This is a genomic window from Symploca atlantica LB2515 (genome assembly GCF_052546295.1).
In genome coordinates this window covers 319,521-334,071 of the sequence record NZ_JBQWMT010000001.1, presented here as the reverse complement: position 1 = coordinate 334,071, position 14,551 = coordinate 319,521, and the positions used below count along the sequence as shown (strand labels likewise).

The window sequence follows — 14,551 nt, the reverse complement described above, 5'->3', positions numbered from 1 at the left end:
ATTTGTGATCATGTCCTCCATCTTGGGAAAAGTGTGTACTAAAAGTCGCACCAATCAGCAAATGGCTATTCGATGCAGCAATGCCCTTTTAAAAGGAGCAATAATTTTGAAATCTCGCTGGCTACTGCTAATACCTAGCTTTTTAAGTGTTTTTTTGTTTGCCTTATCGGCTGGAGCGCGTCAACTGGTGTTTTGGCGTTTTGAAGCGAATCAAAATCGACTAGAATTCACTACAGACGTAGGAGTTCAGCCAAGAGCACAACTCATTGCTAATCCGACCCGCGTGGTTATTGATTTGCCCGGAATTAGTTTGGAAGGCCCTACAGATTCCCAGAAAGTGGGAGGTACAGTTAAGGAAATTCGAGTAGGGCAATTCGATAACCGAACAACTCGAATTGTTATTGAGTTAGCACCTGGATACACCCTGGATCCTCAGCAGGTGAAATTCCGAGGCTTGACGCCCAATCAATGGACGGTTCAATTACCAAGACCTGAAAGGGTTGGGCTTGTGCCCGGTCAACCCTTGGTCGCAGACAACAGCAACAGCTTCGAGAATCCATCCGCATCACAAAATTTGCTGTTGAAGCTGAAAGAAAATCCCTAAAATTGTCCAGCAGAATAAATCCAACGTCACTCTCTTAACAAACATCGGTGTCCAACTTTTCTGTCTCTCATCCCAGTGACTCTCCTGGGCAAAATAAGCCTGAATCCTATACAGGAAAACTTCTTGTTAATGAAAGCCTTGAATCTGGTATTACCAACAACAGAGAACCGCAGCGGAGCCGAATTGGTATTTTCGACAGCGGTGTAGGTGGTCTAACCGTTCTCAGAGAACTGTACCGACAATTACCTAACGAATCAGTTCTCTACTTTGCTGACACGGCACGTCTACCTTATGGGATGCGCTCTTCAGGTGAAATTTCGCAGTTTTGCTTTGAGATTCTTACCTGGATGGTACAACAGGACGTCAAAATGGTCGTCATGGCCTGTAATACCAGCGATGCTCTAGCACGGGAAGCCCTATGCCGTGAGTTTAATATCCCAATTTTGGGGTTGATTGTACCAGGAGCACGTGCCGCTGTAGCCCAAGGCACTCGCTTTGGGGTAATTGCCACCCCAGCTACTGCTGCCAGTAATGCTTATCGACGTGCCCTATTGGAATTTGAACCTAATGCTAAAGTTTGGCAAGTTGGCTGTCCAGAGTTCGTACCTTTAGTAGAGCAAAACCGCTTGCATGATCCTTACACAGCTGAAGTGGCCCGCCAGTACTTAACTCCTTTGCTAGAGCAGCGAATTGATACCCTCATTTACGGCTGTACCCATTATCCGCACCTAGCTCCCGTATTGAGAGAGATTTTGCCATCAAGTGTAGTTCTTGTGGATCCAGCATCCCATGTAGTTACCACCACTGCCCAAGAACTGGACTTAATGGGACTGAAGAATTCTAGGTCTCCACTACCAACGCGTTTTTGTGTTAGTGGCTGCCCTCAACAGTTTGCTCAGCTTGCAGTACAGTGGCTAGGTTGCACTCCAGTCGTAGAAAAAATCCACCTACCTACAGTATCTCACCCATCGGTGCCGATCTAACCTACATTTGATACTTTTGCTGACAATCAATCAGATGCATCAGGACCAAATCATGCTCGATAGTTTTTGGTCGTTTTTCGGCTGAATGCTGATTAAAGTTAGCAGAATAGTTCAAAACACGAGATATGGTGGTTGTTTTTTTTTTGCAAAATAAGCCAATACACCCTTGGTGCGGCTACTTAGCAGCCGCACCGAAAATAAAATTTAAGTGCAAGATATAAATGTCAACCAGCTTAGGAAACTTAGCCCATAGATAGCGATGGAGTTAAAGCTTTTGAAAAAGCTGACTATTTTGCCTATTAGCTTCTTTGATGCTCTGCAAACGACTAGGTTCTGCTAGAGAAACGCTGCTAGAGTCAGCTTGGTTAGATAGGGGGATTGCCAGTTCTCTGGAAACAGAAGGTAGATCTGGGGAAACCCTTTCGCTAGAACGTGATGAGCCGTTGTCAACCTGAGCGGTCTGCCTCAGAGAATCTTTGTCTACATAATTAGCATAGGCGTCCTTCCAAGCATTAGTGAAGTAACGGGAATTTTTGATCGTCCGCTGCGCTAAGATCAACAGCAAATAAATACCTAGCAAATAACCCGTTGCCAGGAGCGGAATGATTAGGGCGGTGTTATTGTAAATCATCGTGATGAACCAGATTTGGATAGATGAAGATTTCGATGCCAGTTCTTACAACAGCAGACCCAAGCCCGTCACAAGCCGAGGGACTGTTCTAATATGAGAAACTTCAGGGACGCAGGACTTTGTTCCCTTATAAATTTCTTATTACTTCTTGCTTGGTCGCGCCAGCTACCTACCATCAAGCTTGAGCCAAACTCGGCTAAGCTGAAATTCCTCTATTTTATTCCGAGAAACGACCTGAATCAGTAATAAAACTGAGGTTTTACCAGGGACAGTAGACTATCTCTGCCTAGCACAATGCACCTTGAACTTGTGTGCAAGGATGTCACTTTCACCCTACCACTACCTCGGAATCAATAAAATTTTTAGTTTTTTAACTCCTCAATATTAAGATTAACACAAGAATCCAGGCGCATTGAAGCGATTTTTTCATACAATTAACAAGTTGATACAATTGCTGCTATTACCTTTTAAGGAGTCTATTAGTCAAACAAAACTTTCCTGTAAGGAACGCTTGACCTAGAATTAAGGAAAGAATATGTAAACTTTCGTAACCTTACTTCATTAGTGGGCGGATCCATGACCTCAGTGACCTCTCTCTTTGCCCCTGTCGAAGCCGACCTGTGTCTACTGACCGAGAACTTGAAAAAACTAGTGGGTGCCCGTCACCCAATACTTTATGCCGCAGCTGAACACTTATTCGGTGCTGGGGGAAAGCGGGTAAGACCAGCAATTGTGCTGTTAGTCGCACGGGCAACGATATTAGAGGGCGACATCACACCACGTCACCGGCGTCTAGCAGAAATCACAGAGATGATCCACACAGCGTCTCTGGTGCATGACGACGTTGTAGACGAATCAGAGGTACGTCGAAATGTACCTACAGTCAATAGTTTGTTTAACAACCGTGTAGCAGTCCTAGCAGGAGATTTTTTGTTTGGTCAATCGGCTTGGTATCTAGCTAACCTGGATAACTTAGAGGTAGTCAAGCTGCTCTCAGAAGTAATCAAGGACATGGCAGAAGGAGAAATTCAGCAAGGACTAAATAGATTTGATACTACTACTACCATCGAAGATTATCTACAAAAGAGTTACAACAAGACTGCCTCGTTAATTGCCAACAGCGCCAAGGCGGCGGGGGTTTTAAGTGGCGTATCCTCAGATACTGCCAATTGTTTGTATCACTACGGACGCCATGTTGGATTAGCCTTCCAGATCGTAGATGACATTTTAGACTTCACTGCTTCTACAGAAGTCTTAGGCAAACCAGCTGGATCTGATTTAGTTAGTGGTAATCTAACAGCACCAGTCTTATACGCTCTGGAAGAAAAGCCCTACTTAGAGGTGCTAATTGAGCGCGAGTTTACCCAACCAGATGATCTTAAACAAGCACTTGGGCTAGTTGAAGAAAGTCAGGGTATTGAGCATTCCCGCGAACTAGCTGCCTACCACGCCAAGGCAGCAGTACAATACCTGAGCAACTTGAAAGCCTCAGAATCCTCTCAAGCACTGATTGACGTGGCAGATTACGTCCTGAGTCGTATTTATTAACCGAACCAATTCGACTCTTCTTGACAAATAACTCTAGGAAATTCAAAAAGCCCAACGCGAAAGCTACCTCTACATCTTGATCAACTGATACAGTTGTCTTCAAAAGTTCACCAAAACTTCATAGTAGTGAGAATCCTTAGCTGTGATAAGAGATTCAAGGGCTTTTTTTATTGAAACTTCAACTAGAGCAGCCGATGGCAAAACCATTATCAAGCGATATCCGAGGGCGGATTGTTAGGATATGACCTAGGTGCTGACCGATTTTGTTGCAGTTCCGCTTGAATCAATTTTCGCAGGTCATCTCTATGAACTTCTGTACCAAGAGTGAGATTACCGGGTGTATCAAAGAAAACTATGCTGCTGACGACCTCAAGCGCCAACATGTGGAACAAAATATGAGTTACTGGCACAGGCATTGCAATGATTTGAGGATCTGAAACAGACTGAAAATCAGCAGCGTCTTTGAGAGTAGAGAAGGCATAGATGACGTTTTTCTCAACATCAGGTTGAGAACGGTTACTCAAAGTTGTCAGCACCCAACCCTGGTCAATGGTTTGGAGAACATAATACTCCGAATGTTTAAGCTGACTGGCAAGGAGTGTCAGTATCGGTGCGATCGCCTCAACAACTTTAGGCGTAGTCCCATCTTGGGGGGCATTGTCAATAAGGAGTTGAATTTGTTGTTTTAAATCCATAGAAGCTGCAGCAGAGAATATTCTGATCTATGGTCAGAGCCTATCAGTTGTAGTGCTTGTTATGTTAGGGTCTTTCTTAAGTAATGAAAACTATGAGGGAAGTCTGCCGGGGCGTGGAGGCAATTTTTCAACTGCTATTTAACGAATTCCGGCGGTCAACACGAGCTTCAGATCTCAACTGTCGCGAGGTGTCAGAGCGTTTAGCCTGTGAAGTTACCAGAATCTGTAATGAGAGTACTCGTATCCAAACATCCGGAGACATTGAAAGCTGGGCCAAAACACTAGCAAATCATCGTCTCAAGCAATGTCTACAATATTATCAGTTAGGTTCTCGTGGGGGACGGGTAGAACTACAGAGTACCCTGAGTGCGATCATCTACCGCTATATTACGCCCTCTCACATGCCGACAGGTTATCAGGCGCGGTTAACCTTAATCGAAGATTTCTTGCAAGGTTTTTACGTAGAAGCCTTAAACGCCTTCCGGCGCGAAAACTCTCTTGATGAAGCTTATCGCCCACGCTCCTTGCTAGAGTTAGCAGAGTACATGGCATTTACCGAACGCTACGGCAAGCGACGTATTCCCTTGCCAGGCCGTCGGTCTCAGCAATTGATTATCCTGCGCGCGCAAACCTTTTCCCAACAGCAACCTCCAGAAACTTCTGTAGATATGGATACCGCTGCTGAGGGAGGGTCACCAGATTCAGACTATACCTGGAACGACGCTGCAACACAGCAGGTGCGAGAGGTAATGGTAGCATCTGAACCCGAACCTTTAGAAGCTAACCTTCGGGAAAGGGTAATCGAAGAATTGCTAACATATCTTGAAGAGCGCCAACAGGGCGATTGTGCCGACTACTTTACCCTACGCCTGCAAGATCTGCCCACTAACGAGATCGAAGAAATTTTAGGTATTACCCCCAGGCAGAGGGATTATTTACAGCAAAGGTTCAAATATCATCTGATTAGGTTTGCTCTGTCTCATCGTTGGGAACTAGTACACCAGTGGCTAGAAGCCGATTTAGACCGGAATCTAGGTCTAACCCCGATAGAATGGGAACAGTTTCAGACAAAAATGGATTCCGAGCAGGCACAACTACTAGAACTTAAGCAACAAGGCAGCTCAATTGCCGAAATTTCTCAAACTCTAGGTTGTACAGTTACCCAGGTGGAAAAGCGATGGTTTAAACTGCTTGAGCTGGCATGGGATATTCGCAATCGTTCAGGATCCGGATCAAGTGCATCTCTAGATGAATAGTGACATGGATAATAACTCGGACGTCCTCTATAGCCGCTTAATTGCTTGGCTAATAAAAGAGTCCGTTACCGCTGCTACCACACCGGAACACGGACAGGCACAAGACACTGTCCCTGCTGGTGAACTCTCAGCAGCGGATTTTGAGTTGGATCAATTAGACCCACTTGATTTAGAAGAAGTGAACATTGCACCCTTTAACACTGACAATACAGCTCAATTTCTCACACAAGGGGATTTAGGAGATGCCCTTGCTCATGAGGCAATTGAACCAGGCAGTGAACAGAACCCTGACCAATTGGGAGGAATGCCGATCGTGCAAAAACGTTTTGAGGCTTTATTAAAGCGCCGACTAAAAGTTGAAATTGAACGTCACCCCCCTCTTTTCCCCTGGGAAACAGAAATTTCTGATTATGAATCTGACACTGATGACGTTTTAGCCAATCGGTGGGTTCCTCCCATCGACCTCTGGATGCCACAGCTAGACAAACTTGCTCTGCCTGTCTCACTCCCAGAAAACGTCTTAGTGCCACTGCTAGAAGCCTGCTCTGAAGTGGTAGATTCACAACTTAAGCTGGGGCGACAAATGGTTAATGCAGTAAAAAACTTATTCCCCGACCAATTTCAGTCACTAGACCCTCTAGCGGGGATGGTAATTGGCTATGGTATGGGTCGTAACCCCGATGCACTGCAATTACCGAATATCAGTTACGACGATGCTTCTGCCGAGCAAAGAATGACCTTAGCGCTGTTAGCAGCCAAAGAGATTATCAACACACTGAGTGTCCAGATTTCACCCACTAAAACACCAGTAGAGCGACAGTGGCAAACTTCTGCCGGTATCGTGAGCCTCAAGGCACATTACCAAAAACAAGAAGAAGTTACTTCAGTCTATGTCAGGGGTCATTTGCCTCGCGGTGGCAGTCTGGCACTACAAGCACCAGGAGCATCAGCAACATCACAGCGCACTAATCCAGGCTACCTGAGTGTCGAACTATTTGAGGTACAACCCGGTCAAACTTATCCTTTAGAGGTTCGGTTCCATGAATCTGAATCGGCACCTCTAAGATTTGCTCTGTGTCCGACTTTGTAATTTATTCTTTGTTAGCAAGTTGACGATCAAAAATCGATAATCAATGATCAATTGACAAAGAACTAAATACCAATGACCAATGAGATTTGGCAGCTACGGCGTCTACCCTTTCTGGGTCAGGTTTGGCGGCGTCTTCAACAGATGCCGCCCCCTCAAACAGAAAACTCAATTTTGCTCCGGGTGTTGGTACAAGGGTTAGTAGTTGTCGGTATTCTTGCTACAGATATTGCCGCCCAAACTCAGATGAGCTTCTGGGCAATACCACTAAGTATTGTAGGAGCAACCTGGAGCTGGTATCGCCGTAGTCACCGTAACATCGCCCTCAAGTTCTTGCTGGCGATAGGAATGCTCTTGGCAATGGGAGCCTTCTTTAGAAACCTGTTGACGCAACTCAACGATACCCGCTTGGCTTTGGCACAGTTGCTAATTATGGTGCAAGTTCTCCACAGCTTCGATTTACCACGCCGCAAAGATTTGGGGTATTCGATGGTAATCGGACTGATTCTGTTGGGTGTTGCTGGAACCCTGAGTGAGACTTTAACCTTTGCCCCACTGTTATTAATATTTTTAGTAATCGCCCTTCCGGTGCTCGTCCTCGACTACCGCTCACGCCTTGGTATTTCTACCAAACTCAAGCCTCAAAACTCTTCAGTCGGTACTCACCGTTCTAGAATTTTAACGACGAAAAGTCTCAGTCTATTTCTGGTAGTAATTTTAGGGCTAGGTTTGGTCATTTTTGCCCTGATGCCTAGGCTTCCCGGCTATCAGTTACAGACTTTCCCTGTGAGTGTACCAGAGGATTTCGGCAACCAGAATTTTGATGAGAATAATCGCGGTATCGTCAACCCAGGATATGTCCGCAAGGGCAACCAAAACGGCAACGGTACTGGTGGAACGACACAAAACGAGACTACAGGCCCAGGAGAACTTGATGACACCTTTTACTACGGCTTTGGCAGTAAAATTAACCAGAATCTCCGAGGGGAACTCCAGCCTAAAGTAGTATTGCGGGTGCGTTCCCAGGCACCAGGATTTTGGCGTGTACTCTCGTTTGACCACTACACAGGTCAAGGTTGGGAAATTTCTCGCGAAAATCGGGTCATCGAGTTAAATCGACCAGAATGGTCCTATCAGTTTCTACTGCCTCCACCTCTAGTGGGAGGTCAAACCAAAGAGGTAGTTCAAAGTTACACAGTAGTATCGGAACTGCCCAATATTATCCCGGCTTTAACTTATCCCAAGCGACTTTACTTTCCCACACGGGAAGTAGCCCTCGATATTGAAGGTAACTTGCGATCGCCCTTAGGCTTGATTGAAGGACTAACCTACACAGTTATTTCAGACGTACCCTACCGCACCCGCGACTTGTTGCAACAAGCAACCGACAACTACCCAAAGAATATTCAAGATTACTATTTGGATGTTCCTCCGAAAATTGCTGAGCAAGTACGGCAACGAACAGAAGAACTTCTAGCCACCTCCGCTAAACCTATCACTTCATCCTATGAGAAAGCGTTGTATTTGACGCAGGCTCTCAAGCAACGCTACTCCGTTCCAGAAAACCCCTTGGGATTGCCTTTTTTAGAGGAAAACGAGGACTTAGTAACCGCCTTTCTGTTCAAGCACGAAGGAGGTTACCCAGATCACTTCTCCACGACTTTGACGATCATGCTGCGCTCAATTGGCATCCCAGCGCGACTGGTAGTCGGTTTTGGCACAGGTCAGTTTAATCCCTTCACGGGTTTTTACGTTGTCCGCAATACAGATGCCCACGCCATGACCGAAGTCTACTTCCCCGACTACGGCTGGTTCGCCTTTGACCCCATTCCCGGTCATGAATTAATTCCTGCTTCAGTAGAAGAATCTCAAACCTTCGGAGTCTTGCGACAGTTTTGGCAGTGGGTAGCAGGTTGGTTACCATCACCAGTAACCAGTTGGCTAGGTCAAGCTGGGAATTTGCTAATTCGCTCCCTGGCTAGAGGAATTGTCTGGTTGTGGGGAATTTTATCCAACGGTTGGTTAGGCTTGTTTACTGGTTTAATTTTGGCAGTGATCTTTAGTTTCCTTAGCTGGCTAGGTTGGCAGCAGTGGAGAAACTGGCGCTACCGTCGCTGGTTAGATCGATTACCACCGATGGAAAGCTTGTACCAGCAAATGCTCAAGGTTTTAAGGATTAAAGGATACATTAAACACCCGGCTCAGACTCCCTTAGAGTATGCCAGCACTCTACATCAACACCAACCACCAGAATCTATCCAGGTGATTGATGAGATTTCCCAAGCTTATGTCAGTTGGCGTTATGGGGGCGCAAGACCCAACATCCCAGAATTGCGACGGCAATTACGTAACTGGGTTAAACAAGATCAACTCAAACCAGACCAGAAGTATTAGCAATGCGAGCCAAAATCAGGGATACAGAAATATACTTTGATGTTGAAGGTTCCTCTTTAGTCGCGGATGGCTCGCGGATGCGTGAAAAGCCAGTGGCTTTGGTCATTCATGGGGGACCAGGAGCAGATCACAGTTCCTATAAACCGGCATTTTCTCCTCTGAGCCAGAAAATGCAACTAGTCTACTTTGACCATCGGGGTCAGGGAAGATCAGCACGGGGCCCCAAAGAAACCTATACCTTAGACAATAATGTTGAGGACATGGAAGCCTTACGCCAGTATCTGGGTCTTGACAAAATTGTCGTACTTGGAACTTCCTATGGCGGTATGGTTGCCCTTGCTTATGCAGTACGCTATCCCCAATATGTCTCACATTTGATCGTGATCGCTACCGCAGCTAATTACCGTTTTTTGCAGCGGGGTAAAGAAATTCTGGCAGAAAAAGGAACTGACGAACAAAAAGCGATCGCTTCTCGTTTGTGGGATGGCACCTTTGAGAATGAGCAACAGCTACACGAGTATTTTCAGGTAATGGGCTCAATGTACTCGCTCACCCATGACCCTTCCTCACCCCCTAAATCTTGGAGCAGAACTATACTTTCGATAGATGCAATTAATATTGCTTTTAGTAGCTTTCTACGCCATTACAATGTCCTCGACCAATTACACAAAATTACCTCACCCACACTGGTAATTGCAGGACGGCATGACTGGATTTGTGCGCCAGAATTTTCCGAGGAAATTGCTCAAGCCATTCCCCATGCAGATCTGAGAATCTTTGAAAATAGCGGTCACTTGATTCGAGTCGATGAGCCAGAAGCACTCCTAGATGCGATCGCGGGTTTCTTGGTATATAAAACTTAACTGATAGAAACTGTACTAACTTCCGCGAACTATGGCCGAAAAATACTGATCTACCTAGACTGGATCTAACATAGGCTTGTACTAGCTTTCTTAGTGCTTATTTAAGTACTATTCAACTTAAAAGTTTTTTTGCAAAAATCACTGAAGTCCTGAGGAAAAGTGATATGACCGCTACGTTATCGGCACCCCAATCTATTGCATCTTGGCTTGGAGAAGAAGCCGAAGACTTACTAACTTACCAGGCTAAGCTTGACAAACGGCTGTTGCATATACCCGCACCAGACTCAGTAGAACGGATTTTTGGCAATAGCGATCGCCCAGCTCAAGTCCTGCGCAGTCTCCAGCAATTGTATTCGACTGGACGCCTTGCCAATACAGGTTATCTTTCTATTCTGCCAGTGGACCAGGGGATAGAACACTCCGCCGCCGCCTCTTTTGCTCCTAACCCTGCCTACTTCGACCCAGAAAATATCGTCAAACTGGCTCTTGAAGGTGGTTGTAATGCCGTTGCTACTACCCTGGGCGTTTTGGGAATGGTTTCTCGCAAGTATGCCCATCGCCTCCCGTTTATTATGAAAATTAACCATAATGAACTACTCACTTACCCCAATCAAAATGACCAGATTTTGTTTGCTAATGTTGAGCAAGCCTGGAATTTAGGGGCGGTGGCAGTGGGAGCTACAATTTATTTTGGTTCTGAGCAATCAAGCCGCCAGATTCAGGAAGTAAGTCGCGCCTTTGCTCACGCCCACGAACTAGGTATGGCAACTATCCTGTGGTGCTATCTCCGTAATAATGCTTTTAAACAGGACAAAGATTATCATCTTGCTGCTGATCTGACAGGTCAGGCAAACCATCTAGGCGTTACCATCGAAGCGGACATCATTAAGCAAAAGCTGCCGCAATGTAACAATGGCTACGGAGCGGTTGCCAAAGCTACGGGTCAGAAATACGGTAGAACAGATGAGCGAGTCTACTCAGAACTCAGCACCGATCACCCAATTGACTTAACTCGCTATCAAGTACTTAACTGTTATGCTGGCCGTGCTGGTTTGATTAACTCAGGTGGTGCTTCTGGAAAAAATGATTTCGCTGAAGCTGTGCGCACTGCTGTAATCAACAAACGAGCTGGTGGTTGTGGGCTAATTTCCGGTCGTAAGACTTTCCAGCGCTCTTTTGAGGAAGGTGTTAAGTTGTTCCACACAATTCAGGATGTTTACTTATCAACTGAAGTAACTATCGCTTGACCTCCCCAGCAACTGAGACAAGAACACCGATTGGCGTTGCACAATCAAGGAATAAAGAAGACAAGGGGGAAAGGAATCGCCCAAAATGCCCGATCATCCTGTAACTAGAAGGCGCCCACTGATTGAGGAATCGGCAAACTATTTTGGGCAGATGGGAGATCAGCTAAAACGGCTGATCTTCTATCCCATGGTCACTCGCAACTCTTGAAGGGCTACTCTAGCTTTAGTAGAGAATTCTCTATACTTTCAATTTGTCCTGACGCGGCAATACTCATGCTGAAGGAAAAAACAGTAGATGTACACTGATGATTGACCTCAGCGACTCCTTCCCGTTGAGGTTTTTTTTATTAGATAATAAAAACTTAATGATTGTTGAATATAGCCAGTGCTGAGGCTCTAAGGTTAAAGTTATAGAGAATTATTTGGATCAGCGATGGCTGGCAAAATTGCTAATAATTCCGTTCCAGATTGATTAACATTGTTAATAAGGGTACTAACTAAAACAATATTCTCAACCTAGACAGAGTAAGTACAAATGAATTCTCAGAATGATCAAAACAAGAGTCTTCAGCGCCGTCAACAAGAGCTTGAAGAGCGAGAGCAAGCAATTCGACTACGAGAACTAGAAGCTGAACTCTATCGAAAAGAACCACCACTTTATCAAACAGTCTCTCAAGACTCTCAAGAAAAACGCGAAAGTTTACTGAAACAGTGGCAGAGGAAACTAGGTAGAGTAGCAAAGTTTGCAGCTCTAATCTTAGTTGTCATTGCCAGCTATAAGATAGCTGTACAGCTTGCCGGCATAATTATCGTCGGCACGATTGCTTTTGTTTCTTACAAACTCTTCCTTGAGTCTGATAAGTCTGATAAGTAGCATTGAATTAAAAGAAATGATTAAAAAACTTAAACAGTAAGTTTAAGTAAACTTTTGGTTTTAATTAAATTAAATATCTGTATTTGAAAATGGAAGATTGGTGATGGCAGATAGAAAGAGGATACCCAAATTTAAATAGAAAAATATTCTAAACCTTGGCCTACACTCAGAGAACAAGGAAGAGCAAAAGCTGATGCCATGCTAAAAATGCCAGGGACACTATAGCAATCATAAATGAGATGCAAATACCTTCCCCTTGTCACCCTTGTTTAAAAATTAAATAGGATTAGCTATAGCTTCATACTGAAGGCAAAAGGTGTTGTAAGTTCCCAAGGGCAACAGAGAGTGAACATTTTAGTTATCCTCGCTGAAGTCAGCCTTGTGGTTGGCTTTTTCTTTCTGCTCAATTGGCTTTCTCTAAGAGTCTTCAAGCAGACGATGAAGGTTCCTTGGCTCAAGCAGAGGGAGAGGCGTGCCAAAATTCTGCGCCGGAAAATCCAGGGGCGATTGGTTGTCTGTTGTATTGTTTTCTGCCTCGTCGTGGTGAGTGTTAATGGTGTGCTGATCTATCGAGGTGAAAACCTTCAGAGATACACCTTGGGGTTAATGCGCCTTATACCATCAGGGTTTTGGGTAACCCTAGCCACTGGTACTGCCAAAAGTGTGGCTGTTCTGATTGCGGTGGCGATCGCACTGAGAATCCTTCGTGGTTGGCTAGACTTAGCTCGCGATCGCGCCGAAAACTTTGAACAACTTACCGCCAATGACGAGAGTATCGAAAACTTCTTTAGCTTCTTCAAAATCAACTTCACCAACAGTATCTGGCTGTTGTCAATAGTCTGGTGTACTCAATTTTTCCGACTCTCGGAAGTAGTTACCCAGTATCTGTATGTTCTGCTGAGGATTTACGTAATCATTGCGCTGGGGTTACTGATCTTCAAAGCAACTGCCGCGATTATCGATAGTCTTGATGCTCTCAGCGATAAATATGATCGTGTTGATAACTTCCTGGGGTTTTATGACCGTCTCAGGCACCTTGTTCCCTTCTTAAAGCGATGTCTGGAATATATAATTTACGTCAGCATGGCGACGCTGGTTGTCGGACAAGTGGAGTTAATCGCCGATTTAGCAAGCTACGGCCCCAAAATTATCAAGATTATTGGCATCGTCTTTTTGAGCCGAGTCTTGGTAGAGGTGGCTCACTTGTTGGTCGAAGAAGCGTTGCTCAAGAACCAGAATATCACTGACCTACAGAGACAAAGACGACTGACCCTGATTCCCTTGCTCCAGAGCGCCCTCAGATACATTATCTACTTCTGTGCTGGCATCAGTATACTTGAGGCTCTGAACATAGACCCCACCCCAATCCTAGCTGCGGCTGGCATTATCGGTCTGGCTGTCGGTTTGGGAGCGCAGAACTTGATCAATGACATAGTCTGTGGCTTTTTTATTCTCTTTGAAAACTATTACTTGGTAGGTGACTTTATCGAGACTAACGAAGCCAAAGGGATTGTTGAGGCAATTGACCTAAGAACTACCCGCATTAGGCATCCGAACGGTCAACAGCATATTATCCGCCACGGACAAATGGAGCCGATCATCAACTACTCTAAACAATATATTTACGCAGTAGTAGAAGTGGGTGTAGCTTATGACTCTAGCCTCGATCATGTTTACAGAGTTATCGAGGAAGTAGGATTGCAGTTAAAGGAACAATATTCAGATGTCCTCGAAGCCACACTAGTAGATGGACTTGATAAATTTGGCGAGTCTGAACTGTTGCTGCGTACAGTCACCAAGGTTAAGCCGGGAAAGCACCTACCTCTCCAGCGAGTGCTGCGCAAGATGATTAAAGATGCCTTTGATCGGGAAGGAATTGAAATTCCCTTTGCCCGTCGCGTGTTAATTTTCAAGAACCAAGAAGAAAGCAACCAGTCTGTAACTAATGATTTTAAGAGCGATTTGACTAGCTAGTAAGAAGCTTCTTGCCATCAGTTGTTGTCTGTGAATGGCTAGAGAGAGACTGACTTAAAATGATGGGTTTCTGAAAATAGCGATAACTAATGGATGCGTTTGGGGCTGCCATCTCTTAGATTACGCCAGCAATCTGTTTTCTATTCGTTGCTGGTTACGGCTTTTTCAACCTGAAAATAGTGCGATCTCTACAACTGTAGACTCAGATCAAAAATTATGAGCTACTGCTCGATTTATTTATCCGCCCACTGACTCACCTGCTGTCACTACTCATCATCCGCCACCTCAATACCAAAAGTCTGCCGAGCTCCTGCTGCTCTATAGGGTTTATTTTTTGATACTGAGCAACTATATTTAGGGAAATGTTTTCTGGATTTTCCTGGGCCAGTTGCAAG

The 14,551-nt window shown here is 45.0% G+C and carries 12 protein-coding genes; 10 read left to right on the top strand and 2 right to left on the bottom strand.

Annotated elements, in window-relative coordinates:
• Nucleotides 1-106: 106 nt before the first annotated feature.
• Both ACT7WV_RS01455 and murI read left to right on the top strand, forming a co-directional pair.
• Nucleotides 107-604: an AMIN domain-containing protein gene (locus tag ACT7WV_RS01455; protein ID WP_445101187.1), complete on the top strand. Its 498-nt coding sequence runs from the start codon at nt 107-109 to the stop codon at nt 602-604.
• 149 nt (nt 605-753) lie between these two features.
• Entirely contained in the window at nt 754-1,587 is an 834-nt protein-coding gene (gene murI / locus ACT7WV_RS01450) for a glutamate racemase (protein WP_445105550.1), read from the top strand.
• A 265-nt stretch (nt 1,588-1,852) separates the two neighbouring features.
• On the opposite strand, the gene ACT7WV_RS01445 is transcribed toward murI, so the two are convergent.
• A complete protein-coding gene (locus tag ACT7WV_RS01445; protein ID WP_445101186.1) occupies nt 1,853-2,218 on the bottom strand; it encodes a hypothetical protein in 366 nt (121 codons plus the stop codon).
• Nucleotides 2,219-2,794: 576 nt separating this feature from the next.
• Between ACT7WV_RS01445 and sds the strand changes: the two genes are divergently transcribed.
• Nucleotides 2,795-3,766: a solanesyl diphosphate synthase gene (sds, locus tag ACT7WV_RS01440; protein WP_445101185.1), complete on the top strand. Its 972-nt coding sequence runs from the start codon at nt 2,795-2,797 to the stop codon at nt 3,764-3,766.
• A 209-nt stretch (nt 3,767-3,975) separates the two neighbouring features.
• Here the strand turns inward: sds and ACT7WV_RS01435 are convergent, their stop codons facing one another.
• A complete protein-coding gene (locus ACT7WV_RS01435) occupies nt 3,976-4,461 on the bottom strand; it encodes a hypothetical protein (protein WP_445101184.1) in 486 nt (161 codons plus the stop codon).
• 92 nt (nt 4,462-4,553) lie between these two features.
• On the opposite strand from ACT7WV_RS01435, the gene hetZ reads away from it, so the two are divergent.
• The 7 genes from hetZ (at nt 4,554) to ACT7WV_RS01400 (ending at nt 14,156) form a co-directional block, all read left to right on the top strand.
• Complete coding sequence (gene hetZ, locus ACT7WV_RS01430; RefSeq protein ID WP_445101183.1) at nt 4,554-5,717, top strand: heterocyst differentiation protein HetZ; 1,164 nt, start codon at nt 4,554-4,556, stop codon at nt 5,715-5,717.
• Nucleotides 5,710-6,807, top strand: a complete 1,098-nt coding sequence (locus ACT7WV_RS01425) for a hypothetical protein (RefSeq protein WP_445101182.1) — start codon at nt 5,710-5,712, stop codon at nt 6,805-6,807. Before hetZ ends, ACT7WV_RS01425 begins: the two co-directional genes overlap by 8 nt.
• 72 nt (nt 6,808-6,879) lie before the next feature.
• Nucleotides 6,880-9,198 (top strand): transglutaminase TgpA family protein, encoded by a 2,319-nt coding sequence (locus ACT7WV_RS01420; RefSeq protein ID WP_445101181.1) that lies wholly within the window; start codon nt 6,880-6,882, stop codon nt 9,196-9,198.
• A 2-nt stretch (nt 9,199-9,200) separates the two neighbouring features.
• Nucleotides 9,201-10,061, top strand: a complete 861-nt coding sequence (locus tag ACT7WV_RS01415) for an alpha/beta fold hydrolase (protein ID WP_445101180.1) — start codon at nt 9,201-9,203, stop codon at nt 10,059-10,061.
• A gap of 164 nt (nt 10,062-10,225) precedes the next feature.
• The gene (locus ACT7WV_RS01410) at nt 10,226-11,308 is read left to right on the top strand and encodes a class I fructose-bisphosphate aldolase (RefSeq protein WP_445101179.1); all 1,083 of its coding nucleotides are present in this window, start codon (nt 10,226-10,228) and stop codon (nt 11,306-11,308) included.
• Nucleotides 11,309-11,843: 535 nt separating this feature from the next.
• Nucleotides 11,844-12,182 carry a DUF3040 domain-containing protein gene (locus ACT7WV_RS01405; protein WP_445101178.1) on the top strand — a complete coding sequence of 113 codons (339 nt, stop codon included), beginning with the start codon at nt 11,844-11,846 and terminating at the stop codon, nt 12,180-12,182.
• Between the two features lie 345 nt (nt 12,183-12,527).
• Entirely contained in the window at nt 12,528-14,156 is a 1,629-nt protein-coding gene (locus ACT7WV_RS01400; protein ID WP_445101177.1) for a mechanosensitive ion channel family protein, read from the top strand.
• Nucleotides 14,157-14,551 lie beyond the last annotated feature (395 nt).

What these genes read in the sequence shown, in the direction of transcription:
- hetZ (WP_445101183.1), top strand. Translation starts at nt 4,554, where the DNA reads ATGAGGGAAGTCTGCCGGGGCGTGGAGGCAATTTTTCAACTGCTATTT.
- ACT7WV_RS01420 (WP_445101181.1), top strand. Translation starts at nt 6,880, where the DNA reads ATGACCAATGAGATTTGGCAGCTACGGCGTCTACCCTTTCTGGGTCAG.
- ACT7WV_RS01415 (WP_445101180.1), top strand. Translation starts at nt 9,201, where the DNA reads ATGCGAGCCAAAATCAGGGATACAGAAATATACTTTGATGTTGAAGGT.
- sds (WP_445101185.1), top strand. Translation starts at nt 2,795, where the DNA reads ATGACCTCAGTGACCTCTCTCTTTGCCCCTGTCGAAGCCGACCTGTGT.
- ACT7WV_RS01445 (WP_445101186.1), bottom strand. Translation starts at nt 2,218, where the DNA reads ATGATTTACAATAACACCGCCCTAATCATTCCGCTCCTGGCAACGGGT.
- ACT7WV_RS01435 (WP_445101184.1), bottom strand. Translation starts at nt 4,461, where the DNA reads ATGGATTTAAAACAACAAATTCAACTCCTTATTGACAATGCCCCCCAA.
- ACT7WV_RS01410 (WP_445101179.1), top strand. Translation starts at nt 10,226, where the DNA reads ATGACCGCTACGTTATCGGCACCCCAATCTATTGCATCTTGGCTTGGA.
- ACT7WV_RS01405 (WP_445101178.1), top strand. Translation starts at nt 11,844, where the DNA reads ATGAATTCTCAGAATGATCAAAACAAGAGTCTTCAGCGCCGTCAACAA.
- ACT7WV_RS01425 (WP_445101182.1), top strand. Translation starts at nt 5,710, where the DNA reads ATGAATAGTGACATGGATAATAACTCGGACGTCCTCTATAGCCGCTTA.